Raw genomic sequence first — 25,279 nt, 5'->3', positions numbered from 1 at the left:
CAAATATTGCTGTTTATTGAGTGAAAAGCCCTGACGGTAGCTTTTTATACTGCATGCCCGCTGACCCGGCCGATGACCACGGCCAGGCGGCTCTGCCCACGAGGCAGACCCGGTCAAGCCGGTGTACAGGCCCATCCGCCTGCATGCCGAAGACTTGGTGGCTAACTCCAATAAAAACGAGGTTGTATTCCTATGCCTGTCGGCAAACCACTGCCCCCTGGCGAGACCGCTCAAGGCGGCCCGCTCAAACGCGAACTCGGTGAGCGGCATATCCGCCTGATGGCGCTCGGCGCCTGTATCGGTGTCGGCCTGTTCCTTGGCTCGGCCAAGGCCATCGAAATGGCCGGCCCGGCGATCATGCTGTCGTACATCATCGGTGGCCTGGCGATCCTGGTGATCATGCGCGCCCTCGGCGAAATGGCGGTGCATAACCCCGTCGCCGGCTCGTTCAGCCGTTACGCACAAGATTATCTGGGCCCTCTGGCAGGCTTTCTCACTGGCTGGAACTACTGGTTCCTGTGGCTGGTGACCTGCGTGGCGGAAATTACCGCCGTGGCGGTGTACATGGGCGTCTGGTTTCCCGATACGCCGCGCTGGATCTGGGCCCTGGCGGCGCTGATCAGCATGGGCACCATCAACCTGATCGCGGTCAAGGCCTTTGGTGAGTTCGAATTCTGGTTCGCACTGATCAAGATCGTCACCATCATTGCCATGGTGATCGGCGGCGTCGGCATTATTGCCTTCGGCTTCGGTAACGACGGCGTGGCGCTGGGCATTTCCAACCTGTGGGCCCACGGCGGCTTCATGCCCAACGGCGTACAGGGTGTGTTGATGTCGTTGCAGATGGTGATGTTCGCCTACCTGGGCGTGGAGATGATCGGCCTCACCGCCGGTGAGGCGCGCAACCCGCAAAAGACCATCCCCAGCGCCATCGGCTCGGTGTTCTGGCGCATCCTGCTGTTCTACGTGGGCGCGCTGTTCGTGATCCTGTCGATCTACCCGTGGAACGAAATCGGCACCCAGGGCAGCCCGTTCGTCATGACGTTCGAGCGCCTGGGGATCAAGACCGCAGCGGGCATCATCAATTTCGTGGTGATCACCGCCGCGCTGTCTTCGTGCAACGGCGGCATCTTCAGCACCGGGCGCATGCTCTACAGCCTGGCGCAGAACGGCCAGGCGCCGGCGACGTTCGGCACCACGTCCAGTAACGGCGTGCCACGCAAGGCGCTGCTGCTGTCGATCTTTGCCTTGTTGCTGGGCGTACTGCTCAACTACCTGGTGCCGGACCAGGTGTTCGTGTGGGTGACCTCCATCGCCACCTTCGGTGCGATCTGGACCTGGCTGATGATCCTGCTGGCCCAGCTCAAATTCCGTAAAGGCCTGAGCCCGGCCGAGCAGGCGGGTCTCAAGTACCGCATGTGGCTGTACCCGGTCAGTTCCTACCTGGCGTTGGCGTTCCTGGTGCTGGTGGTGGGGCTGATGGCGTACTTCCCGGATACCCGCGTGGCGCTGTATGTGGGGCCTGCGTTCCTGGTGCTGTTGACGGTGTTGTTCTACGTGTTCAAGTTGCAACCGAGCAACGCGGGCGAAGGCGCGGCACTTAAGGACATGTGACTGCCTGCGCGACGCGCTTGAGCATAACGCGGGGGTATTCGACTGCCCGCGTTATCGCTTTTCTGGTCCGTTTACCCATACCTATCTATCCCTTCAACGATGATTCATTCCCTAGGCTGGCTGCTTCGACAGCTACCTTTGCAGAGTGACGTCATGTCCGAAAGCAATCCACTTCTACTGCCCTTCGACTTGCCACCGTTCTCAGCCATCCGAGCAGAGCACTTGGTGCCCGCCATTGAGCAGATCATCGCTGAAAGCCGCAACACCACCGCCACGATCATTGCCAGCCAGGCGCCATTCCCCACCTGGGATGACCTGGTGCAAGCAGTTGAGGCGTTGGAGGCCCGTCTGGATAGCGTTCTCAAAATCATTGAACTGTTTGACTCCCTTCCCCAAGGGGCGGCATGGAAGCTGGCATCACACCGCAGTTATGAGCTTGCAATGCAGTACCGCGCCGAGTTGGCCGCGAACAATGACCTGTATCAGCTCCATCGACAACTTGCCGATAGCCCGATCGCGGCCCTTTTCAATGAACAACGCCAAAGCGCGTTGCGTAAAATATTGCGCAAGTACCACTTGGCTGGCCTTGATCTCTCTGCTGAGCAGCAACTGAAGCTGAAAGCGTTGAACCTGCAAATCGACGAACTCAGTCAGGAATTCCTGCACCGCGTGCGAGATTCCAACCATGCATGGCGTAAGCACATCCAAGACAAGGCGCTGCTGAGCGGGTTGCCTGATTCGGCCCTGGCACGCATGGAGGTCGCGGCTCGGGACGCAGGCCTGGATGGCTGGTTAGTAACCCTTTGCGAGCAGTGCTTTCGGGATGTGATGAGCTATGCCGACCATCGAGCCTTGCGTCAGGAAATGATGCTGGCTTACTACAGCCGTGCCGTGGGCACGGGCCCTGACGCCATTGCCACCGACAATGAACTGGTGCTGACCGTGTTGCTCGACAGTCGTCACCAGAAAGCACTACTGCTGGGCTATGCCAACTTCGCCGAGTTGGCGTTGGTGGAGCAAATGGCGGAGTCGACCGATGAGGTCACGGCATTTGTGCACCAGCAGATTGATCAGGCCCGCACGACATTTGCCTATGAGACACAACAACTGCAACGCTATGCCGCGCAACGGGGGATCGATGCCCTGGCACCCTGGGATTACAACTATTTCTCGGAGAAAATTCGCCAGGCCGTGGCTGGGGTTTCCCAGGACGCAGTGCGCAACTACTTCCCGTTGGAAACGGTGCTGCAACGATTGTGCACGTTCACCCAAACCCTGTTCGGCGTTGAGCTGATCGAACAAACCACTGTCGATACCTGGCACCCGGATGTGCGGGTATTTGAACTCAGGGAATACGCGCAGCCGATCGGACATTTGTTTATTGACCCTTATCGTCGTGTGGCGGGCGGCGAGATTGGCGCCGCCTCGGGCTTGCGCAATCACCGGATGACGGCCGAGGGGCGTCCACAACGGCCCATAGCCGTGCTACGCAGCCAGTTGCCACGACCTACAGCGACCCAGCCCTGCTTACTGGATCATCTGCAATTGAGGGTCTTATTGCATGAATTCGGCCACTGCCTGCAGCACCTGTTGAGCGCCGCTCCCTACCGGGCGATTTCCGGTATGGGCCAGTTAAGCCATGATACGGCGGAGTTCTTCGGGCAAGTGTTGGAGCAGTTCTGCTTTACTCCCTCGTTCCTGATCTGGCTGTCCGGCCATTTCCAAACGCAAGATCCCTTGCCTGACGATGTGGCCCATCAAATGAGCCGATTTGTTCACACTCAGACCAGTCAGGAAACCGCCAGCGTTTTACTCACAGGCCTCGTCGACTTCGAATTGCACCGTACCTACGGCGACGGACGTACACCCCATGAGGTTTTCACCCAGGTCAACCGTGAAGTCGGATATATGCAGTGGCCTGATGGCGCGCGCCCGATCAACAGTTTCGAACAACCGATGGGCAGCTATGGGGCCAAAATGTATTCCTACGCGTGGTCTGGTGTCCTGGCCCGCAAGGCTTTTGAACGGTTTGAGCGTGATGGCCTGTTCAACCCGCAGACCGGGAAAGCCTTCCGTGACCTGTTCATCACTGAGGGGGATACCCGTACGCTGTCGAGCTCGCTGGCGCTTTTTCGGGGTGAAGGTGGGCGATGCGTCGAGCATTCCACCGGGGTATGAGGTAATGCCGTTCAGTTAAGCGCAAATTTCCTGTGGGAGCTGGCTTGCCTGCGATGGCGGTGGGTCAGTCAACTAATCTGTAACTGATAAACCGCCATCGCAGGCAAGCCAGCTCCCACATTTGATCCTCGTTGCTTTGAGCATTGTGTTCGCTTAACTGAACGGCATTAGGGCATGAAGCGCGGGTGCATATGTAGCTCTCGATTGAAACTTGAAACGCCAGAGTGATCCTCTCAGATCACTCACGGCTGCTCACCTCTGCAGCCAATCCGGCATGGAGAGCACTCAATGGTTACTGACAACCCACCGTATTTTTTCAGTGAAACCCAAACCGATCGCACACAGCTGAGCGAGCGCCAACGCACACGCAACTTCACCCTCAAGGACCTTGACTGGCTCGACTCCGTCTATCTGGCCACCGACGCTTTGCGGCGGGCACAAAAAGCGCCGATGCACGTGCAAACCCTGCAACTGAACGTGCTCGGTCAACCGGCTATTGAACTGGCGGGCGCATTCGTCATGAGCCCCGCTCCGCAAGGAGGGGTTTTTCTCTATACGCCAGCGCGTGGTCTGGAAAAGCTGGAAAGCCATGAAACACTCAAGACGCAACTGGGGGCGTGGCTCAAAGACGCGTCGCAGCGCCAAGGGTTGCTTGATTATCTTTCCATCTCCCAGCAAGTCACCCTGACGCCCACTGCGACTCTGACGATTACCGCGCATACCGTGGCCGGCGCTGTCTTCGAAGCACAACAAACGACCCTTTCCAATAACCTGCTTGAAAATGCCCGTCTGATGCGCGAGGAGCTGCTCAAACTGCCCAGTTTCACTTCTCTGCTGGATGAATACATTTCCACTGAGTTGGCGCAGTCTTTTACGGGTGTCGATCATCGCCAGATCCAGGTGCAGAGTTATGTCATCGATGCCTCCAGCGAATCAGGCAACTCTGGTACGCCAACGTCCCGACACACGACCACCCGCTCCTTGAGCGAAACCGTCCTCAGGTATTTCGTTGCCAATGGCTGGCCTGCGGGGGAAACCCGGCGCTACTACAACCCCCAACATGTCCCTGATACCCAGCAGCCCATTCAGGCGGTTGACGATCAGTTGCGTTGGGAAGCCTGCGTCCGAGGGTTGGCCCGGGGCTTGAAAGCCCATATGAAGCAACAGCCCAAGACATTCTGGGAGCAGCCTGCTTCCACCGGATGCTCACGGCTGCAACTGTTTACCCATGCCATGGCCAATGCCTTTTTCACGGTGGCGCTGGACCAGCAACAGCAAACAACGATTACGGTTGACCAGCGTTTGCAACTACAGGCCTTGCCGCTCAAGGCTGCGCTCCCTGCGGCAACGCTTGCTCCGGCCATGAATGTTGAAAAGGCACTGCTGAAAGCGCCTGACCAGTCCCCTGTTGAGCTGGCAGGCACACTCATCATCAGCACTAAAAAGAACGCGGATGACTCGCCCTGGCTGCTTTATACCCCCTACCAAGGCCTGCAAACGTTTAGCGAACTGGATGCGCTGAAAACCCACCTTATCGAGCGTCTCAACCCCCGACAGCATTCCGATGCCTGGAGAAAACACCTGTCCAGGTCGCAGCGCTATAGCGAAGCCGAGCTGTTGGCTCGCGATGTCACCCAAGCCCCGATCACCGAGGTTATTTTCCAAAGCATCATGGAGGGCATCATTGAAAAACAAGGTTGCAACCTTGAGTACGCGCTCGATCAGTACCGCCTGAGCCAGGGCACGATGGACATCGACGCCCTGGTGGATAACGTGCTGGATGTGCGTGGCATGATTGATCCAAAGTTACTGACCTTCGAACCCATGGGGCGCTGGAGTACCCAGTTGGCAGACACCTGGACGGCGACGGTGACAGAACCCAGCATTCCGCCAACGCTCTCTGCAATGCGCACCACCGTACATTTGCTCGAAAACATCAGCGCCGAAATCGAACGGCACGTAGCGTTTCGCCCTTCGCTTGAGCATTGCGCCACCACCTATCTCAACACCAGACTGTACGCTATCGGGCAGCAACACCTGCAGGCTGCATGCCTCTCGGTCCGCCAATACAGCAGCCCCTCGAGCGACACTGCCACACCTCAGTTGCTGTCATCGAGCCGCATGGTCGACTATTTCCTGGCACGTTTATGTGGCGAAGTGGATCCACTCATCGACCCGCTGAACACCCACGTCTACTCAACCGCTCCTGACAAACCCGCCACTAAGATCTCAAGCTTGGAGCTCACCACCTTCAATACGCTGATCGACAGTGCCGTCGACGGTTTTAACCAGTATCTGCGTAGAACCCACAGCGTATCCCCCAACATGGAGCCCCTGCTGAGAAAAGCAATGGAGATGGGCTTGACCGGAGAAACGCAGCTCAGGCTTTGGAACAACGCTTTATTACGCCCCGACTACGAAGTGCTCTTGACCGTACTGGGTATTTACGCCAGAGACTTACGCCTTAGTGTCAACGGATTTCGCCCTGACGCGTTTTCTTTGAGCGTCACACCTGTTGGGCAAAATACTCCGCGGGTACTCATTAACTGTTTCGTGCTGACCGAGCGCGGCGGGCTTGACCCTCAGTATTGCGGTCGCACACTGTTGTGGACGCCCGCGCTGGGCCTGGAAAGTTTCCACTCATTGAGTCACTTCAAAGCAGAGGTGGATCGACGCCTGGCAATCCCGGACGAACGCCAGGTTTTCCTGGCGAACCTGGCGCAACCGGACTGGCATTCACACCCGACCTATGCGCTCAGTTCCCTTGAACTGATCGAAGGCAACCTCGTCGAGCACTTGCAACGAACCTATGCTCAACAAAAAGACCGTGAACTGGCGCAAATCCTGTCCATGAAACTGTCGGTCGAACAGTTGCGCAAGCTGTGGCAAGTTCAAGCCACACAAGACCTGGCTCCCACCAACGTGCAGCGTGCCATGGACATGGTCCAGGCCATGATCCTGCAACAGGGTTTGCAATGGTTCGGCAACGCCAGTGCCGTCGATCAACAGCTCCATGTCGAATTGTTGGAGCAATATCGAAACAACGTCACCGACAATCAGGATTACCTGCACGGGATCGACTCGCTGGCTCAGTTCACGCGCAAGAAACTCAGCGCTTTACTCAAGGAGCTTGACGATCAGGGCAGCGTCACACCTGACGAAATCGAAGTGGGGCTGCCCGCGCAGGGCAGTACGCCGGCCCGCAACCAGTCGCTGCTGGACTATGCCTTGAGTCATCAATCGTATTGGAACGATGAGGTGCCTCTCTTCGCCAGTACCGGTACAACGCCGTTGCCCTCCACCCTGGATGCGCAGACGCTGAAAACGCGGATACAGGCGCTGAACATCAATGCGGCTTACCAAACGTATATCAAGTCCTTCCTGGGCCCTGCCAGCCCGGACTTTGAGCAGCGGTTTACGCGATTTGCCAAGCAACTGCCGTGGCAACTGATGCAATACGCTCACAGCATGACGTTGCAAGGCCAGCTTTCACCGGCGGCCTTCGGGCTCATTCAACAGATCATGGACATGCCCGATGCGATCGCCCGTGCGACAGTGGTGGGCGCCAACGCCATGATCCGCCCGCTGGAGCTGTTGGTCGATGCCGGAAAGAAAACGATCAAGGTCCCTGGGGCTTACCTGATCGGTCCCGCCTCATGTGCAGAGGGGCCTCAAGTTCTTTATGCTCCCTACAGTCCTGGCTACACCCTCAAGGAATACACCGTTGAGGCCGCTCTGCGTGCTGAGCTGACAGCCTCCGGTGCCTTACAGACTTGGCTTCGACAGGTGGTCCCGGCCGTTGACCTCTCGGCACTGACAAGCGCGCTGGAGCAACCCCAAGCCAGTACCCCCCTCCAACTGGCATGCAACCCCATCAATGCGCCTCTGTTCAAACAGCTGTTCACCGACAATGTCGAATTGCTGACAACGCTGCTGGGCTGCCAAAAAACGGCCAATGCAGGCACTGCTTGGGAGACGGCCAAAGCCGTGTTCTCCGAGGGGGTGCAGCAGGCTGTTGTGTTTTTTGCCGGCAAACTGGCTTACCCCTTCTTGGTCTGGCAGAGCTATAAACTGTTCAAAGCGTCTGCCGAGGAGCTGCAAGCCCACCAATGGCATGAGGCACTGGGGCATTTTATAAGCGGTGTCGCCTTGCTGGTCGCTTTGCGCGATTCCATGCCTCCCGTATCAGAGGGCGGCATACCTGCGGCGCCCGAGCCGAGCCCGTCGCCTCCCACGCCTGCGACCTCTGTGGTGTCCTGGCCCGCGCTGGACATTACCGCTGCGCCACGCACCCGGCTCCAGCGTTTCGAAGCCCTTGAGCCGAGCCTGGCCAGCCTGAGCAAAGACACCTCACTCAACCTTTACCTATCGGCCTCCAACCACTACTACGCGGCGGTGGCAGGGAAAGTGTTCCAAGTCATCAAGCACGGCCTGGATTGGCGCATCACCGGTGATGGCGAAGTCGGCCCTGTGGTGCACAGCAACACTCGACAACAGTGGATGCTCAGTAGCACTGACCTATTGCTGACGGGGCGACGAACCCTTGCACGATTGACTAATCGCTTTTACTCCGAGCCATTTGCGCGCTCCAGTATGAATATCCTGGCCAGCGGAATGCGCGAGATTCGAGCGCTTTACGCTCGGGAATCTTGGCTTATCACCGATGCACTTGCTCTGGCGACGTTTTATACACAGAACGCCCAGGAAAATTTGCGCCTGATCATACAAACGCCCCTTGCTGCACCTGAGCTCGTCAGCCAAATCAAAACGTTTTTCGGTTTGCAGACGCTTGAGGTCGAACACCTTGAAAAAATTCAGGAGACCGTCGACAAGGTATGCATTGCGTTGATGGAGCCCTCACTGACCTCCTCGAACTCTACGCGATTTGTCATTGGTCGTTCGCGGGTGCCGGCCCTTCAGGGCGTACACACGTTGATGGCCTTTACGATTGTCCCCGACCCCCTTCAGCTGGTGTACTTGACCGAGGCGTTTTTCAGTCCGGGCCTGAAATACAGTCATTTGCTGATGAAACCGTTCTATGTCAGCGTCCATGCCCGTGCGACCACCCTTATTCACGAAATCACCCATCATGTATGTGAGACGCTGGACTTGGCTTACGTGCATTCCGCCCATCCCTTTCATGACCTGATTGACCCCCAAACACCTGAGGGCAGTAAAACTAAAATAGCCCTGGAAAACCGCCATCTTGCAAGGCTGTCGCTCAATACCCCGATCCGGGAGTTGTTCAAGGTTGTCGATATTGCAACCGGCCTCAAAACAGACCCGGCCAAGGGCACGTCAACACAGCCTGTGCTCGACAGGCTGCTCAGCGTCACTGGCACCCAGACCCTTGCCGATGCCCGGCGGGTTTTCCGTACCGATCCGCTTAAACGCATCATTACGGTACTTAACAACGCCGACTCCGTCGCCTACCTGATTGCACAACTGGGACGTCGAAAAGAGAGACCTGTTGGTGCAACCAGCGATTCGCCCTGACTCGTAATGCTCATCGAGATGGGTGTTGAAAAAATCCCCGGGCCGTTAATTGACGGACCGGGGGTTTTTGTGTGCGGCCTTTATGGCCGTGGCTGTTTGGGCGTGGTGAGTAACAACCGCAACCAGTCCGGGTCGTTAGCTCGCGCCCAGCGATAGGCGTTCCCGTCGTTGAAAAACACCGCAATATCTTCAAGGTCCCAGGTGAGCATTTTTATATGCAGCGTTCTCATGTACTCCTTTGCCGGGCAAGTGATGGCCGCCCAAGGATCACTGATCCATAAATCGGCCCACCCGCTTTCCTGGAAATCCAACGTCAGGTTCAAGCCCGCGGGTAGGGTGCCCACCACGACAAAGGTGTGAACCTGGCAGACCCAGACCTGGGCCGTCCCGCCATTGGTTCGTATCATTTCGCACGCCGCATGGGCCATCTGATCGCAATTGCCGGCACCGGTCTTGAGGATGATCTCCGTGTAGTGCGGCTGGCCGATCTTGCTGTACTCCCACATCACCACGGACTGGGCCTCCTGCACCCGGCGTAGTTCATCCAGCGTGGGGCCTTGGACATTGGCGGACTTGAGCTGGGTTCTCTCTATCAGCGCCGAGGTGCTGGCGTTGGCTTTTTCGGCCAGGTGGCGATTGATCTGCCAGGCAGTAGGTCGTGCGGGTGTGTCAGGTCGGGGCGGCCAGATATCGAGCTGCACAGGACGGGACACGAAGTTGAAGTTCAAGCTGCGTCCTTGGTCGCTGAGGTGGAGCAGCAGCTCGCGTTGCTTGATGGTTCTAAGGCTTGCGGCCCGCTCACGGACCCGCTCGATTTTTTCGGCGCTGACGCCACGGCGAGCTAACTGTCGATACAAGACTTCCAGCGTCGGCAGTGCAACCAATGGCTGGTCGGGTAGGCGCTCCGCCGCTTTCAAGAATTGATTTTTGCGTTCACCAAAGGCATCGATCAGTGCGACATGCTCGCCACCGACGCTGTAATCCAGTTGTTCAAAGCGCAGAGCGCCAGGCCCGATGGATATTGCGGGCACTCGATAAAAGACGCCGACATCGGCTTCGACCACCCAGTGGTCCGTACCAGGCACACTGACCAGCAACGCTCTCAGGGTGCGGCTGTCGTTGATGCCGTCAACGATGCCGTCGAGTTCTACCACCTGAGTCTGTCGGCTAAGCACGGTGTCCAGATCGTCTACCGGTAGGCCGAACTGGGGCTCGTTATCAATGCGTCTGCCGGTGATGTGGGTTTTGTAAGTCAGGGGGGCCGATGCAGGCAGCGGTGTCAGTTCGAATTCGGTAACGCGCGGCGTTACTTCATGGATGCATCGGTAATAGACCAGTTGACGCTTTTGTTCGCCGGCCAACGGAGCGGGTATCAGGCGAACATGGTCCAGCGCCTGGACCCGGCGCAAGTGGATCGAATGCGCATATTCATGCAGTTTTTTAGTGAAGCAGACGATAGGGACGGGGCTGCGTTTATTTCTACGTATCGTGCACAGATTGTCGAAGGTATCGACTTGCCGGGCATAGGTCGGTGAGGTGAGTTCGTTCATGTGTGTGGCCCCATCGTGGGGTAAGCGCCACACGCGGCCTTGGTCCAGCAGGTCGGTGGCGTTGGCACGCTGAATCAGCAGCGGTGGCTTGTCGAAGAGTGTTTCGGTCATCCTGGCCTTATAGCCATCCACCGAGCGGTACGGGATGACCGTTATCGCCGTGTCCAGCCGCAGGTCTGCAAGCGGCGGCCCATAAGGTCTTGCACTGATAGGGTCGAAGGCATACCAGGCGCTGGCGCGTTTTATCGCCAGCACCTGCGTCACCCCATCGGCATGCATCAGGGTGGCGGGTGCGATGTCGGCTCTGTTGAGCAAGCGGGTGTAGTCAACGGCGGCCCCGGGTGCCAGCCGCAGGCGCGTATGCCGGACAGCGCCCTCCAATGCGCGCATGCCGGCTTGATTCAGACGTACCAGGCCATGACGGCCCAGGCGTAGCAATGACGGCAAGCTGTCGAAAGGATTGAATACCGCATTCAGGTAGGTGGCGCCCAGCGTGGCCAGTTGCAGCAGCTTGATGTAGGCGGGCGCGGCTTTGCCCAGGCGCGCCATGCCGGTGAGCAGTAAGCCTTTGGTGGGTGCAAGCAGGCCAAACACATCGAAGAAGCACCCATAGGCGCCCGCGATCATGCGTTTCGTATCGCCCGAGGCCAGATCCTGAGTGCATGACCACAACGGGATCAGGCCCAGCAACGCCTGGTAAACCGCTTCTGCGGTCTTCTGGCGGTCTTCCTGGAGTGTTGAGCCTCTGGCTTGTACCACCAGGGCATCGATGTCGAGGAAGAAGTGTTGATTGACGATGGCCGTCGCCAGGGTGAAGGCCCTGGGCGAATCGAACGTCAGCGCCTGGCTGGCGGACTCCGATGCCTCCACGCGCCACAACCGATCGATGATGACCGTTGAAGACTGATCCGCTCTGGGTGGGCTGCCGGTCATGTAGGCTGCTTCGTCAAGGGCCAGCGAACTACCCAGATGCAGCTGCGAGGTCGGCTGCGTGCTATGGGGGCTGCCCGTCTTGACCGTCAGAGGAGTGCCTCCCAGGTCCAAGGTGTGTGGAAGGCGGAGGTTTTTATACGCCAGGTTCAACAGGGGGAACAGTTCGTAGTCATGGTGGCCGTTCAGCTCCTCGCACCGCAGGATCAAGCCGAAGCGGCCGGTGCGGGCCATTTTCTGCCCCGGTTGTTCTTCGATCTGTGGCTTGTTCGCCGGTTGCCTCAGTACCAGCAATTGCACGGCGGCTTTTTGCAAGTGCTCGCGATCCTTGAAGGGTAATTGTGCGAGCAGGTAACGGATGACAGTGGTATAGGCCTCCTTGAGGCGCGCGACATGGGCGACGCTGGCCTCTTGGAACAGGTTGTTGACATTGTTCAGTCGGCTGAAGTGCTGTTTCATCTCGGTCAAATTCAGCGCCGGGTCGACCGAGTTCCACTGCTGCGCGATAGCCTGAAGGGCTCCACTCATGTGCAGGTCGACCAGCGATTGCAGCTGTGTGCCGTGGGCTGGGAGATAAGACGGTCGCCGCAGTGGCCCCTGTCCCCAGCGCAGGCATTTTCTCTTCAGTAACCTGTTTCCCCGGAATATTTTTTTCAAGTCATTGAGCGCAATACGACGGCGTGTGACGAGCGTGGTTCGTAAGGTTTTGGACGCATCGCCCAACGCATCGACACGTGCTGTGAGGGTGTTTTGAAGTGTGTGGATGTTCTCAAGGTTATAGGTGTCGTGCTCATCGCCGCTAGGCAGTTGGCCCTGTGCAAGCCCCCAGTCAATCAAGGTGCTGGTGGTGTAGTGAGTACGCCACAGGGGTTGTTCGGCCGCGTCCAGCTCCTGGGTGGCGAGCGCTACGATGTCGTTGAACCGCAGGTGCCGCGATGAGCCGCAGGCGAGCGCTTCCGCCAGCATCACACCTTGCTTTAACAGCAACCAGGCATGGGAGGTCATGAAGTACAGCGAGTCGGGGAGCTTGCCCACCAGAAACTCCGGGGCGATACCGGCCAGCAGCAGGTGCGCAGCCAATGCGGTGGAGCGCGAGGTGGCGGCACCGCTCTCGATCAGGTGCAGTTCCACTGTGCGGCGAAGGTCTGTATAGCGGTGGCCCCAACAATCGCGGTGGTTCAGGTTGAGGCCGGCGAGGGTGTAACGGGTTTGACCGGCCTGGGGGTCGAGATCCAGGATCAAGGCGCTCAGCACCAAGGTGTCACGACTGGAGCGGTTGGCCAACTGACCTGGGGCATGACCGTACCATTGCATGGCGTCGATTAATTGATCGGCCAATATTTGCGCGGCTGGACGGGCCAGTAGCTGGTACACCTGTTCCTCGTGTGGGCCGGGTAACAGGTCGGCGCTCAACAGTTCAAGCAGCCCTTGATTGGGCTGTGGCAGAAACCTGCGAGTGATGTTCACGACCGTGACGCGTTGCTCGGCCGACAGCGTCAATGCGCCGGATTGGGGCAGGCCCAGGCCTTCCCAATAATTGCCCAGGCGCGGCTTTACCGGCGGCCCCCATGCGAGCCGGGAGCCTTGGGCGTGGGCTTGGTTATCGCGCTCGCGTTCTATGATGAGCGATTGCCGATGCACCTGCATGGCCATGTCGGAATCGGCCTGGTCGCAAATCGGCGGAACGCTGACGGGGGACGGGCGCCGCAACTGTCCTATCAGGTCCCAGGCTGCTTCGCGGGTATCGGGTAAAGGCAGTTCATGCAGGGCAAGCAGTTGCGCAAGGTTGAATTTGCCATCCAGGGAGATAGACAGCTGCATGGCGTTTGCCAGGGCTTGCAAGCGTTCAAAGACGCCATCCAGAGGCAACTGGGCAAGATGTTCGTAGTCGATTTCGAGCGGTGTACCACTGGGCCCCGCTCCCCTGATCGACTGCCGAGTGACGTCAAAGAGATAGTGCTCGGGGTCCAGGTCCCTGGTTTGCTCCAGTGCCAGGAACTTCGGGTGTTCAGTAATGCCCTGGAGCAGGGCCGAGGCGGTTGCCATGCTGGTCGCCCAAAACGAGAGTGAGGTCAGCCAGCAGCGGATACGGTACAGGGTGAACAGGCTGAATGCGCGGTCGTTGTCATCCTCTGCTTCGATCCCGGCCACCAGCTGCTGCGCCACTGTCTGACGGTCTTCTTCCAATTGTTTGAAGGCTTCTGACAACGGCGATTCGGCGCGCCAGAAAAACGATTGCAGCTGGCTTAAGGTGTCAATCAGAGCGCCTCGCAGGGCGCCCGTGGTCGGCTGTGGGTATCCGTAAAACCTCAGAATCTGTCGGGCGCTCAGTGCCGGGTGTTCGCCGGGAAACGGCAAGCCCATCGCGTCGGGGTCGAGTACCCGGCTGATGGCCAGGATGGGAGGCGCGAGCTGGTACCAGTCACTCTGGTCGTCAAGGGTGAAGGTTTCACTTTGGGTATGCAGCGTACCGTTGTGTACCCTGAGGTCAGCCAGGTTCAACGACTGCCGCCGGGCCCAGTCCAGGAAGCGTGGGCGCTCGAACGCCTGGCGGTACAGCTGCAACCAGCAGCCCAGAGAACTCTGGGTGGGGATCGGCAATGATGCGCCGGACGTTGGCGTGGCGGCCTTGAGATGTTCGACCAAGGCACTGGTCATCAGCCTGTCGCCATCGCGGCGCAGGCTCTTGCTTTGATTCAGCGGGGTCATCCGTGGGGTTCCTGTCGAGAAGAGCAACCCTATAGGCAACCCTTTCACTGTTTAAGTGGACAGAAATGGAACCACCACGGTGGGCGAGCCTGGCGCTATCTATGTAGCAGGAGAGGGGGGCGCAGTGCTTCGCCGTTGGTCCAAGCGCTTGTTGAACTCCAGCCACGCGGCAAACAGGGCCATGACCACGGCTCCCACCACAGCGGTGACGAGTCGTATGGCGAAGCTGTCACCGGTCACGGCGTTGACCATATCGGCCAACGGCGCCAGCACCACACCCAGGCAAAATACCTCCAGGGAGTAGCGCCCCATCCGCGTCAGTTGTTGCGCCAACCAGTGTTGCGTCCAGCCGACACCGGGGAGCAATTTGGCGGTGACGTAGGCCAGGGCCAGGAAGTGCAGCAAGCGCACCGGCGACAGGTCGGTCTTGCTGATGGGGTACAGCCATTCTCCGATCAGGTGTGGCATCCAGGCATCGTGCACGTCGGGCCAGCGCCATGACAGGGCGATCATGCAGGTCGTCAGCACATACGCTGCAGCCGCGATGAACAACGGTTGACGCAGCAGTGGCTGCTGCACGGTAGGGCGCGCTGAACGCAAGGCCGCTGCGCCGCCGAGAATAAACAGGCACTGCCAGGTGATGGGATTGAAGTACCAGACCCCGCCGTTGCTGGCCGGCAGGTTCCAGCCCTGCCAGGGTGCGAGCAGGTACACCACCAGCGAGATCGCCACAGTGGCCTTGGGCACGCGCAACAGCAACGGCAGCGTGAGGGGCAGGCTGAGTATCAGCACGATATACAGCGGCAGCGGGTCGGTCAGGTTGGGTTTGAAGCGCAGCAGCAACTCATCGACCAAGGCCTGCTGGGTATTGTTGAGGAAATACTCCAGGCCCATCTCCTGCACCAGGTCGCGGGTTTCGATATGGCTGTTGGCGAAAATCACGATGCCCATCAACAGCGCCAGCAGGAAAATATGCACCACGTAGAGCGTCCACACCCGGCGCAGGATTTTCAAACAGGCGATGAAATAGCCGTCGCGCTGCAGGATCTTGCCGTAAGCCAGTACCGCCGCGTAGCCGGCCAGGAACACGAAGATTTCCGCGGCGTCACTGAACCCGAAGTTCTGCACGGTGACGTTGGCGAGGGGGTTGTGGGGCACGTGATCCCAGAAAATGAAGATCAACGCCAGGCCCCGAAAAAAATCGATGCGCGGGTCGCGTCCGTTCAGCATGGCAGCGGGCTCTTGAACAAGTTGTTGAATGACGATAGGTGAGCGCGTGCGTTGTCGTACGCCGCACGTCGGGCGGGCGCAGGGTGGCGGTATTTGTAAGCAATTGCAAAGGCTGGATATTACTGAATGTCTCTAGACATCAATGATCACCAGAATGCCTTGGCTGCCGGTGAGTACACCGTGGGCAGTGCCGGCTTCCACCAGGTACATCTGGCCGGCGTCCACCCTAATGGCTTGATCACCGATGCACAGATGCAAGTACCCACTGATCACCAACAAGCCTTCGTTGTAGTTGTGGGTTTCTTCCTCATACGCCTGCCCATCCATGCGCAATACCTTGATCCGCGCCGGACCAACCTGGCCCAGGCCGATGGATTTCCAGCTTTCTGGTAATTGCTCGGCGATGGCGGTGAAATCCAATAACGGCATGTATGACTCCTTGTTTTTAACGATGCCGTCTGTGGTCCGGCTCAGCGGGCAATGGGTGTTTTCAGAAAGCATCCATCAACAAGACCCGGCATGGTTTGGCTTGATGCTCATTGATCTGGGGCACCAACCGTCTGAAGTGCTCGGTCTGGCAGTGCGCATCCAGCGCCGCCTGATCGGGCCATTGTTCAATAAAAACAAAGTGCCCCGGGTCTTTTTGATCGATGAACAAATCGTAGGCGATACACAACGGTTCCTGGCGGGTTTTTTCCACCAATTCGGCGTACCACGGGCGCACGGTTTCCAGGTGTTCGGGCTTGATAAAGTCCTCCGCGATGACTTTTAGCATGGTAGGCCTCCTTCAGGCTGCAACGGTTTCATGGGGCTCAAAGCTGTCCGCCCGTGCCATCTGCCACATGCGCGAATAGAACTCGCCGTTCACGTCCCCGGTGAGCAATTCTCCGGGCTTCAAGAACACATGCAACTGCGAGAACAGCTTGATCTCCGTCGCCGACATCCGCCGCACCAAGTGTTTGGCCGACAATTGCGACGGGTGATCCAGGCCAGCGGCGGCGAGCATTTCCGCCAAGGCGTGGAGGGTGTTGCGGTGGAAGTTGAACACGCGTTGGGCCTTGTCCGGCACCACCAGCGCGCGCTGGCGCAGCGGGTCTTGAGTCGCTACGCCGGTGGGGCATTTGTTGGTGTGGCAACTTTGTGACTGAATGCAGCCGATGGCGAACATAAAACCGCGCGCCGAGTTGGCCCAGTCGGCGCCGATGGCCAGGACGCTGGCGATATCGAATGCGCTGACGATCTTGCCGCTGGCGCCGAGTTTAATTTTGTCGCGCAGGTTCAGGCCGACCAGGGTGTTGTGCACAAACAGCAACCCCTCACGCAGCGGCACGCCGATATGGTCGGTGAACTCCACAGGGGCGGCGCCGGTGCCACCTTCCTTGCCGTCCACCACGATAAAGTCCGGGAGGATGCCGGTTTCGAGCATGGCCTTGGCAATGCCCATGAACTCCCACGGGTGGCCCAGGCAGAACTTGAAACCCACTGGTTTTCCGCCGGACAGTTCACGCAACTGGGCGATGAATTGCATCAGTTCGATGGGGGTGGAAAACGCACTGTGGCGTGACGGCGAGATGCAGTCTTCGCCCATTATGATGCCGCGGGTCTCGGCGATTTCCTGGGTGACTTTGTGCTTGGGCAGAATCCCGCCATGGCCGGGCTTGGCGCCCTGGCTCATCTTGATTTCGATCATGCGCACTTGCGGGTTCTGCGCCTGCACGGCAAAGCGTTCCGGATCGAAACGGCCGTCACTGGTGCGGCAGCCGAAATAACCGCTGCCCAATTCCCAGGTCAGGTCGCCGCCGTTTTCGCGGTGGTAGGGGCTGATGCTGCCTTCGCCGGTGTCGTGGGCGAAGTTGCCGAGCTTGGCGCCCTGGTTGAGTGCGCGGATCGCATTGGCGCTCAACGAGCCGAAGCTCATCGCCGAGATATTGAACACCGACGCCGAGTACGGCTGCGTGCACTGCGGGCCACCTACCATCACGCGAAAGGCGCTGGGGTCGCTCAGCGGTGCGGGCCGCATGGAGTGGCCGATGAACTCGAAGCCCGACTGGTACACGTCGATCAAAGTGCCGAAGGGTTTGTCGGCGGTTTCATTTTTGGCCCGCGAGTACACCAGCGAACGCTGGGCGCGGGAGAAGGGCAGGGCGTCGCTGTCGGATTCCAGCAGGTACTGGCGGATTTCCGGGCGGATGGCTTCCACCAGGTAGCGGATATTGCCCAGGATCGGGTAGTTGCGGCGCACCGCGTGGGGGCTTTGCAGCAGGTCGAAAATACCGATCAGGCTGAGTACAGCCGTGACGAGCGTGATAGGCCACAACCATTCATGTTCGATAAAAGGAAGGCTGGCGAGGGTGAAAATGACGCATACAGCAAAGAAGGCGTAGCGGCTTAACAAGGACAGGCTCATACGGTTTCCTTGGGTTCGGACTCTTCAGGTCGATCCACCATTCTGCGCTTGTCAGGAAACCATAGACAACCTGTGGGAATATTCAGTCTGACCCCATCACTGCATAGGTATCTACATAACTTTGTAGGTTGTATCAGCCGACGGTAACCACGATGCGAAGCAAGTCGCTCTTGATCTTGATCTGCTTTTGATCTCAGGCGCCCCGTTAAACCACGCTGGCCGAGCCAAGGCGAGGTGCCGAGTGGTGGGGCAAGAGCCCTTTGGTTACTTTGGGGGACAGTTCACGTCAGGGCGGAACCCTAAGTGGCCGTTACTTAAATAACGGATATGTACGCGGTCTGATCCAACTTCCCAGTTCGCTGCCAGGCCGCCTTCGCAGGCAAGCCAGCTCCCACATTTGGATCGCGGCACGTTAGGGAGATAGGCGCCGACTGTCAGGCCGTCACGGGAGCAAGCTCCCTCGCCACGGGTTCAGCTTCGTATCGCAGTTGTGTAGATACCTATGCCCATCAGTGGGACAGACTGGCCCGGGATAGACAACTGGCGGCGGTTGGGTCGGTTCGTCCACTATTAAAATTGACAGTCTGTAGCCGGCCTCAACAGCGGCTATTATAGAAGCGCTTGGCCTAACCTTATTGCAATAGGTTCTCGTTTGGATGCATTTATCGTGTTACTGTATAACACATCAACTGCACCCAGATGCCCAGGAGGCCTTATGAAAGCTGGTATCCATCCCGACTACCGCACCGTGCTGTTCCACGACACCGCCGCCGACGTGTTCTTCCTTATCGGTTCCACCGCCGACAGCGATCGCACCCATAAACACAGCGACGGCAACACCTATCCCTACATCCCGCTGGACGTATCGAGCGCCTCGCACCCGATCTACACCGGCCAACAGCGCAAGACCCAGGCCGAAGGCCGTATTGCAGGCTTCAACAAGCGCTTTGCGTCGTTTGGGTCTAGTCCAAAAAAAGCTGACGCATGAGCATGATTCGGCGGCGTACCCTACGCCGCCGTCTGCCGAATCGGCAGTACCACCCGAAACTTCGTACCCTTGCCCACCTCGCTGCTGACGCTGATATCGCCCCGGTGTTTCTTGACGATCCCGTAGGACAACGACAACCCCAGCCCCGTGCCTTCGCCCACCGGCTTGGTGGTGAAGAACGGGTCGAAGATTTTCTGCACGGTTTCGGGAGCAATTCCGCAGCCGTTGTCTGCCACTTCCAGCCACACGTTTTCGCCTTCCACCCCGTTGCTGATGGTAATGGTGCCGCGCTCAGGGCCCATGGCTTGTGCGGCGTTGATCACCAGGTTCATGACGACTTGGTTTAGTTGAGAAGCCAGGCACTCAATGTCCGGCAGCGGTGCGTATTGCTTGACCACATCGGCCTTGTACTTGAGTTCGCTGGCGACGATGTTCAGCGTCGAGTCGATGCCTTGCTGCAGGTTGGCGAACTGCCAGGTCTGGCCGTTATCCACCCGTGAGAAGTTCTTCAGGTCCTTGACGATCTGCACCACACGGCCAATGCCCTCTTTGGATTCGCGGATCAGGATCGGAATGTCGTCCTTGAGAAAATCCAGTTCCAGCTCGCTGCGCAATGCCGTGAGTGGGTCGCGATGTTCTGGCGCGTCGATGTGTGCTTCGCTGCGCTGGTAGGCATCGAGCATTTGTTGCAATTGCTTGAAGTAGTTGTCGAGGGTGCTGAGGTTGGACGAAATGAAGCCCACCGGGTTGTTGATCTCATGGGCGACGCCGGCCGCGAGTTGCCCCAGTGAGGCGAGCTTTTCCGACTGCACCAGTTGGCTTTCCAGGAGCTTGCGCTCGTCGATCTCCAGTTGCAGCGCTTGGGTGCGTTCTTCCACCAACTGCTCCAACTGCGAGGTTTGCAGGGAGGCGCGCCGGGCCATGTCCCATTTGTTAGCCAGGGTGTTGGCCATTTGCTGGACTTCGATATTGTCGAACGGCTTTTTCAGGATCAGCAGGCGGTCAAAGGCGTGCAGGCGAGACAACAGGTCTTCCCAGGAATAGTCCGAATAGGCGGTACACACCACCACTTGCAACTCGGGGGCCACTTTCCACAGTTCTTCAATGGTCCTGGCGCCGTCCCACCCCTGGGGCATGCGCATGTCAACGAAGGCCAACGCATAAGGCTGCTCTTGCGCCATGGCAGTGGTCAGCAGGCCCAGGCCTTCCTCGCCGCCATAGGCGCAGTGCAGCTCGAACGCCTGGGCTTGAGGTTTGGCTGCGTCGCCAAACAACGCTGACTCCATCTCATCCAGCGCCTGGGTGGAGGCTTCGTCGGGCATCAGGATCTTGCGAAAATCCTCATGAATGGACGGTGTGTCATCGATCAGCAGGATGCGCCGGTTGGGAGGTTGGTTCATGAGCTGCTTCCGGCAAGGGTCAGGGGGATGGTCAAGGTGAAGACGGCGCCAAGGCCCGGCCCGTCGCTGTGAGCGCTGAGCTGGCCGTTCATTTCCACGGCGGCCAGGGCGCAGCTGTGCAGGCCGAAGCCATGGCCCTCTTTGCGGGTGGTAAAACCGTGGGTGAAGATGCGGGTCATGTTCTCGGCCGGTATGCCTTCGCCGTCGTCCTTCACGCTGATCTTCAACGTATCGTCGCCCTCCGTCTCAACCGTCAGGGTAATTTGCCGTGGCCGCTCAGAAAGGTTGCTCATGGCGTACTTGGCGTTGCTGATCAGGTTGACCATGATCAGCAGTAACCGATGTTTGTCCCCGAGGATTTCCGGCACCGGTGCGTACGCCTTGAGCACCGTGACATGGTGACGGCTCAGCGCGCCGGCGTTCATGCGCAGGGCATCGTCCATCAAGGCGCTGATGTTGACCGGCTCCAGCAACTTAGACGCGCCCGCATAGGATTGCTGGGTCGAGACGATGTCCTTGATGTGGTCCACGCTTTTGCTCAGTTGTGTCAGCTCATCGCTCATGCCTTGCTGTTCGACGGCAATCGCTTCGACCAACTGGTTCAGATAGCCCGGCAGCAATTTGCCCTTTTCATCCTCGGTGAGAAACGTACCCAGATCGCCCTGATGGGCGTTGATCAACTGCATGGCTTTGCCCAGGCCCAGGGCTTTGCTGCTGCGCAGTTTGCGGGTGACCAGGTCGGCGGAGATATTCACGCTGTTGAGCACGTTGCCGACGTTGTGCAACACGTTGGTGGCGATCTCCGCCATGCCGGCCTGGCGGGCGCTGTCCATCAGCTCGCTCTGGGCATCCTTGAGTTGTTGCGTGCGCCGCTCCACCCGTTGCTCCAGGGTTTCGTTGGCTGACTGCAAGGCACGGTTGACGCGGTTGATCTCGGCGAAACTGCGCAGCAAACGGACCGCCAGGTACAGCAACAGCACCACCAGCAGCGTCGAGAAGATCAGCAGGTAGCGATGATACTGATGATCAACGAGGTCCGCGGCCTGCTGGTCCTGATTGAGGTGGGTGGTCAGGTCATCGAGGCGTGCGGCCACAGGCACAGCGGCAATCCGTTCGAGCAGGCTGTTGACCACCGGCTGTTCGCGCAGAATCAGCGAAATATGATTGCTGAGGATATCCACCGGCGCCTGGAACTCACTGGGCAGGCTCTCTTTGTTGATTGCCAGTTTGCCCAGGCCCACCAGGATATCGGCGGCGCGATCGTCGCTGGTGACCTGGGCGAACTCCAGGCTGCTGAGCAGCAGGTCGTAGGTGTCGGTGGCCACGCCTTGCAATTGCAGTCGGCCTTCATCGTTAATGCGATTGAATTGGGCCTGGATGTCGTCTTCGGCGGTCGGCAAAAAGGCCAGGGAGTTGCGCAGCACCGCGTTGTGGGACTTGAACTGGTCCACCAACCGGGCTTTTTCCTGGATGGCCGTCAGATACTCCGCTTGGCTGGCTTGCCAACCTGGCAGGTCGGCAGGGTTGTGGTAGGTGTCACGGCCCTGCAGGTCGGACCATAGGCGGGTCATGTCCGTCAGCGGTGTGACCAGTGGATCGTAGTTGTGGGTAATCGCGATCCGAGCCTTGAGCACTTCGCTGTCCCACTGGGCATTGAGCTGCTGGAGCTGGCGGATCAAGTCCCGCGACTGGGTATAAGTGGCTGTCTGGTCGCGAGAAGACTTGAGGTACAAAAACACCAGGGTGGAGGCCAGGAGCAAGGCCATGAGGCCAAGCAGTATTTGGCTGGTGCGCCGGCGTGACACTCGTCTCATAGCGGCTTGCCCGCCCATTCGCCGGTCAGGGTCTTGAGAAACTCGATAATCAGGTCCTTGTCTTCCTGGGAAGGGTTGCGCCCCAACTGGTACTTGAACATCACGTCAACCGCCTCTTCAAGCGTCTTGGCCGAGGCGTCGTGGAAGTAGGGTGCGGTGACGGCCACATTGCGCAGGCTGGGCACCTTGAACACATGGCGGTCCTCTTCATCCTGGGTCAGCAGGTAGCGCCCCAGGTCCGATTCCAGCGGGTTACCGCGCTTCTCGAAATAGTCGCCCATCACACCGAACTTCTGGAACATGTTGCCGCCAATGTTCACGCCCTGGTGGCAGGCAATGCAGCCGTAGTCCTTGAAGCGTTGGTAGCCGTATTTTTCCTGGGTGGTCAGGATTTCGGTGTTACCCAGCAAGTATTGGTCAAACCGCGAGTTCGGTGTCAGCAGCGTGCGCTCATAGGTGGCCAGGGCGTTTTGCACATTGGAAGCGGTGACGCCATCGGGGTAGGCCTGTTTGAACGCGTTCTGGTAGGCGGGCAGGGCGGCCAGGTTGTGCACCACGGTGTTCCAGTCGCTGCCCATTTCCACCGGGCTGATCACCACCTGTGCGACCTGGGCTTCCAGCGTGTCCACCCGACCGTTCCAGAACTGTTTGAAGTTCAGGCTGGCGTTGAACACCGAAGGGGTATTGATCTGCACTGGTTTGCCATCGAAGCCAATGGAGAACGGCTTGTTGTCGGCGCCACCGGTTGTCAGTTGGTGGCAGCTGGCACAGGACAATGTGTTGTTGACCGACAAGCGTGGCTCGTTGAACAGCTGGCGACCCAGCTCTACCTTGGCCGGGTCCAGTACTGGAACCGGCGGCAATGGCTTGAGCGCTTCGTTCAGCGGCGCGGCCGACAGCGGTGCGCCGGTGCCCAGGCACAACGCGAACATCAGGCCAAAACGGTGGTTTACGACGTTGCTCAAGCGAGCACTCCTTGCAGGCCTATGGCTATTGGTCGGGCATCAGTGTTGCGCGACCCGTTTGCAGCAACTGGACGAAATCCTTGGGCGGCAACGCCTTGCTGAACAGAAAACCCTGGCCCTCTTCACATCGCTGGGCTTTGAGAAAATTCAGTTGTTCGACGGTTTCCACCCCTTCGGCAATGATGTTCAGCTCCAGGCTCTTGCCCATGCCGATGATAGCGCTGATCAGCTGTTCGTCCTGGCTATTTACGCTGAGGCCACGCACGAAGGATTGGTCGATCTTCAGCACATCGATGGGAAAGCGCCGCAGGTAGCTGAGGCTTGAATAACCGGTACCGAAATCATCCAGGGTCAGGCGGATGCCCATGGCTTTGATCTTTTGCAGGGTCTCCACGGTTTCATCGACGTTCTGCATCAGCACGCTTTCGGTGATTTCCAGTTCCAGCTGGGTGGGTGGCAGGCCGGTTTCTTTGAGGATAGCGGCCAGGTTGTCGACGAAGTCCCGTTGGCGAAAGTCGATCGCCGAGATATTCACCGACATGCACAAGGGCGCCAGGCCCATCTCGCGCCATTCTTGGGCTTGTGCGCAGGCTTGGCGCAATACCCATTGGGTCAGGCGCACGATCAGGCCGCTGTCTTCGGCGACCGGAATGAAATCCGCCGGGCTGATCCAACCCGACTGCGGTTGAAACCAGCGTGTCAGCGCTTCGGCTCCGACGATACGCCCGGACTCCAGCGCCAGCTTGGGCTGGTAGTGCAGCACAAACTCATCGCGGTCCAGCGCCTGGCGGATCGCGCTTTCCAGGTTTTGCTGGTGCTGGGCGCGCAGGTTCATGTCTTGTGTGTAAAAGCTCAAATCGCCCGGGCCGCGTTCTTTGCTGGTGCGCATGGCGGTTTCAGCGTGCTTGAGCAAGCCCACGGCATTATCGCTGTCATTGGGGTAAATACTGATGCCAAGGCTGGCGCTCACACTCAGGTCATGCCCCGCGACATGGCGAGTCGCGCTGACGGCATTGAGCACCTTTTGCGCAATGTGCTGGGTTTGCTGGGGATGCTGGATATCGTTGAGCAGCACCACGAATTCGTCGGAGCCGTAACGAAATACCGAATCTGACGCCCGCACCGCCGCTACCAGGCTCAGGCTGACTTGCGCAAGCACCTCGTCGCCCGCCGGATAGCCCAGGGCGTTGTTGATGCGCTTGAAGCGGTCGAGCCCCAGAAACATTACCGCCAGTTGCGTGTCGTGCCTGCGGCCCAAAGCGATCGCCTGCGTCAGGCGGTCGCCCAGCAACGTGCTGTTGGGTAACTCTGTCAACGCGTCGTATTGCAACAAATGCGAGACCTTGAGCAGCTCCTGTACGCGCTCCTCAATGGTGTGCTCCAGGCTGATTACCTTGAGGGCCGCGTCCTGGGCCAGTTGCCATTTCCAGGTCAGGGCGCTGGCCATCTGGCGGATTTCCAGGTGGTCGAAGGGCTTTTTCAGGATCAGCAGTTGATCGTTGTATTTCAGTCGCGCTTCGATGGCCTCAAAGGAATAATCGGAATAGGCCGTGCACAGAGCAATTTGCAGGTTGGGATCCACCTCCCACAACTGTTCGACGGTATGCAGGCCGTCCCAGCCAGGGGGCATGCGCATGTCGATAAACACCATGGCGTAAGGCAAGTGGGCATCCACGGCTTTCTTGACCAGCGTCAAGGCTTCCTGGCCCTGGTAGGCGGAATCCAGGTCAAACGCCTGGCGCACCGGCGCCGTGGTACCGAACAGGGCGGACTCCAGGGTGTCGAGGGAGGGCTCGCCGTGCTCGTCGGCACAGAGGATCTTGCGAAAATCCTGGTGGATCGAAGCGGTGTCGTCGACGATCAGGATGCGCCGGTTGGCCCGGCCCGACGCCGTCTTCATGGCGCGCTCGGTACATGCAAAAGGCTTGATAGCATGACAACTCCTTCCCTGGCTCGACAACAGAACGGGACACAACATGCAATGCAGCATAGTTGAGT

13 protein-coding genes are annotated in these 25,279 nt (G+C 58.8%); 4 read left to right on the top strand and 9 right to left on the bottom strand.

The window, feature by feature from the left end; translation table 11 throughout:
* Positions 1–192 precede the first annotated feature (192 nt).
* The 3 genes from TU73_RS10975 to TU73_RS10965 all read left to right on the top strand — a co-directional run bounded on the left by TU73_RS10975 (position 193) and on the right by TU73_RS10965 (position 9,288).
* Positions 193–1,614, top strand: coding sequence for an amino acid permease (locus tag TU73_RS10975; RefSeq protein WP_057012190.1), 1,422 nt, complete (start codon positions 193–195; stop codon positions 1,612–1,614).
* 318 nt (positions 1,615–1,932) lie between these two features.
* The gene (locus tag TU73_RS10970) at positions 1,933–3,792 is read left to right on the top strand and encodes a M3 family metallopeptidase (RefSeq protein WP_167347561.1); all 1,860 of its coding nucleotides are present in this window, start codon (positions 1,933–1,935) and stop codon (positions 3,790–3,792) included.
* 288 nt (positions 3,793–4,080) lie between these two features.
* Positions 4,081–9,288, top strand: a complete 5,208-nt coding sequence (locus TU73_RS10965; protein ID WP_057012188.1) for a dermonecrotic toxin domain-containing protein — start codon at positions 4,081–4,083, stop codon at positions 9,286–9,288.
* Between the two features lie 80 nt (positions 9,289–9,368).
* On the opposite strand, the gene TU73_RS10960 is transcribed toward TU73_RS10965, so the two are convergent.
* The 5 genes from TU73_RS10960 to TU73_RS10940 form a co-directional block, all read right to left on the bottom strand.
* Positions 9,369–14,477: a hypothetical protein gene (locus TU73_RS10960; protein ID WP_057012187.1), complete on the bottom strand. Its 5,109-nt coding sequence runs from the start codon at positions 14,475–14,477 to the stop codon at positions 9,369–9,371.
* A gap of 99 nt (positions 14,478–14,576) precedes the next feature.
* Complete coding sequence (locus TU73_RS10955; protein WP_057012186.1) at positions 14,577–15,707, bottom strand: OpgC family protein; 1,131 nt, start codon at positions 15,705–15,707, stop codon at positions 14,577–14,579.
* Positions 15,708–15,839: 132 nt separating this feature from the next.
* Positions 15,840–16,136, bottom strand: coding sequence for a cupin domain-containing protein (locus TU73_RS10950; protein ID WP_057012185.1), 297 nt, complete (start codon positions 16,134–16,136; stop codon positions 15,840–15,842).
* 61 nt (positions 16,137–16,197) lie between these two features.
* Complete coding sequence (locus TU73_RS10945; protein ID WP_057012184.1) at positions 16,198–16,482, bottom strand: putative quinol monooxygenase; 285 nt, start codon at positions 16,480–16,482, stop codon at positions 16,198–16,200.
* A gap of 12 nt (positions 16,483–16,494) precedes the next feature.
* Positions 16,495–18,114 carry an FMN-binding glutamate synthase family protein gene (locus TU73_RS10940; protein WP_057012183.1) on the bottom strand — a complete coding sequence of 540 codons (1,620 nt, stop codon included), beginning with the start codon at positions 18,112–18,114 and terminating at the stop codon, positions 16,495–16,497.
* Positions 18,115–18,829: 715 nt separating this feature from the next.
* Between TU73_RS10940 and TU73_RS10935 the strand changes: the two genes are divergently transcribed.
* Complete coding sequence (locus TU73_RS10935; RefSeq protein WP_016970719.1) at positions 18,830–19,102, top strand: type B 50S ribosomal protein L31; 273 nt, start codon at positions 18,830–18,832, stop codon at positions 19,100–19,102.
* A 20-nt stretch (positions 19,103–19,122) separates the two neighbouring features.
* Here TU73_RS10935 and TU73_RS10930 read toward each other — a convergent pair whose 3' ends face one another.
* Genes TU73_RS10930 through TU73_RS10915 form a run of 4 tightly spaced genes read right to left on the bottom strand, consistent with a single transcriptional unit; the run spans position 19,123 to position 25,181 of the window.
* Entirely contained in the window at positions 19,123–20,502 is a 1,380-nt protein-coding gene (locus tag TU73_RS10930) for an ATP-binding protein (RefSeq protein ID WP_057012182.1), read from the bottom strand.
* Positions 20,499–22,316 carry a DAHL domain-containing protein gene (locus TU73_RS10925; RefSeq protein ID WP_057012201.1) on the bottom strand — a complete coding sequence of 606 codons (1,818 nt, stop codon included), beginning with the start codon at positions 22,314–22,316 and terminating at the stop codon, positions 20,499–20,501. Before TU73_RS10925 ends, TU73_RS10930 begins: the two co-directional genes overlap by 4 nt.
* Complete coding sequence (locus TU73_RS10920) at positions 22,313–23,281, bottom strand: cytochrome-c peroxidase (RefSeq protein WP_057012181.1); 969 nt, start codon at positions 23,279–23,281, stop codon at positions 22,313–22,315. Before TU73_RS10920 ends, TU73_RS10925 begins: the two co-directional genes overlap by 4 nt.
* 25 nt (positions 23,282–23,306) lie before the next feature.
* Entirely contained in the window at positions 23,307–25,181 is a 1,875-nt protein-coding gene (locus tag TU73_RS10915; RefSeq protein WP_057012180.1) for a putative bifunctional diguanylate cyclase/phosphodiesterase, read from the bottom strand.
* Positions 25,182–25,279 lie beyond the last annotated feature (98 nt).

It is taken from the genome of Pseudomonas libanensis, from assembly GCF_001439685.1.
Lineage (GTDB): Bacteria > Pseudomonadota > Gammaproteobacteria > Pseudomonadales > Pseudomonadaceae > Aquipseudomonas > Aquipseudomonas libanensis.
This window is presented reverse-complemented; position numbering and strand designations above follow the sequence as displayed.

Coding starts and splice junctions, on each gene's coding strand:
- TU73_RS10965 (WP_057012188.1), top strand. CDS start 4,081: ATGGTTACTGACAACCCACCGTATTTTTTCAGTGAAACCCAAACCGAT.
- TU73_RS10925 (WP_057012201.1), bottom strand. CDS start 22,316: ATGAGACGAGTGTCACGCCGGCGCACCAGCCAAATACTGCTTGGCCTC.
- TU73_RS10940 (WP_057012183.1), bottom strand. CDS start 18,114: ATGAGCCTGTCCTTGTTAAGCCGCTACGCCTTCTTTGCTGTATGCGTC.
- TU73_RS10955 (WP_057012186.1), bottom strand. CDS start 15,707: ATGCTGAACGGACGCGACCCGCGCATCGATTTTTTTCGGGGCCTGGCG.
- TU73_RS10945 (WP_057012184.1), bottom strand. CDS start 16,482: ATGCTAAAAGTCATCGCGGAGGACTTTATCAAGCCCGAACACCTGGAA.
- TU73_RS10950 (WP_057012185.1), bottom strand. CDS start 16,136: ATGCCGTTATTGGATTTCACCGCCATCGCCGAGCAATTACCAGAAAGC.
- TU73_RS10960 (WP_057012187.1), bottom strand. CDS start 14,477: ATGACCCCGCTGAATCAAAGCAAGAGCCTGCGCCGCGATGGCGACAGG.
- TU73_RS10935 (WP_016970719.1), top strand. CDS start 18,830: ATGAAAGCTGGTATCCATCCCGACTACCGCACCGTGCTGTTCCACGAC.
- TU73_RS10915 (WP_057012180.1), bottom strand. CDS start 25,181: ATGAAGACGGCGTCGGGCCGGGCCAACCGGCGCATCCTGATCGTCGAC.
- TU73_RS10975 (WP_057012190.1), top strand. CDS start 193: ATGCCTGTCGGCAAACCACTGCCCCCTGGCGAGACCGCTCAAGGCGGC.
- TU73_RS10930 (WP_057012182.1), bottom strand. CDS start 20,502: ATGAACCAACCTCCCAACCGGCGCATCCTGCTGATCGATGACACACCG.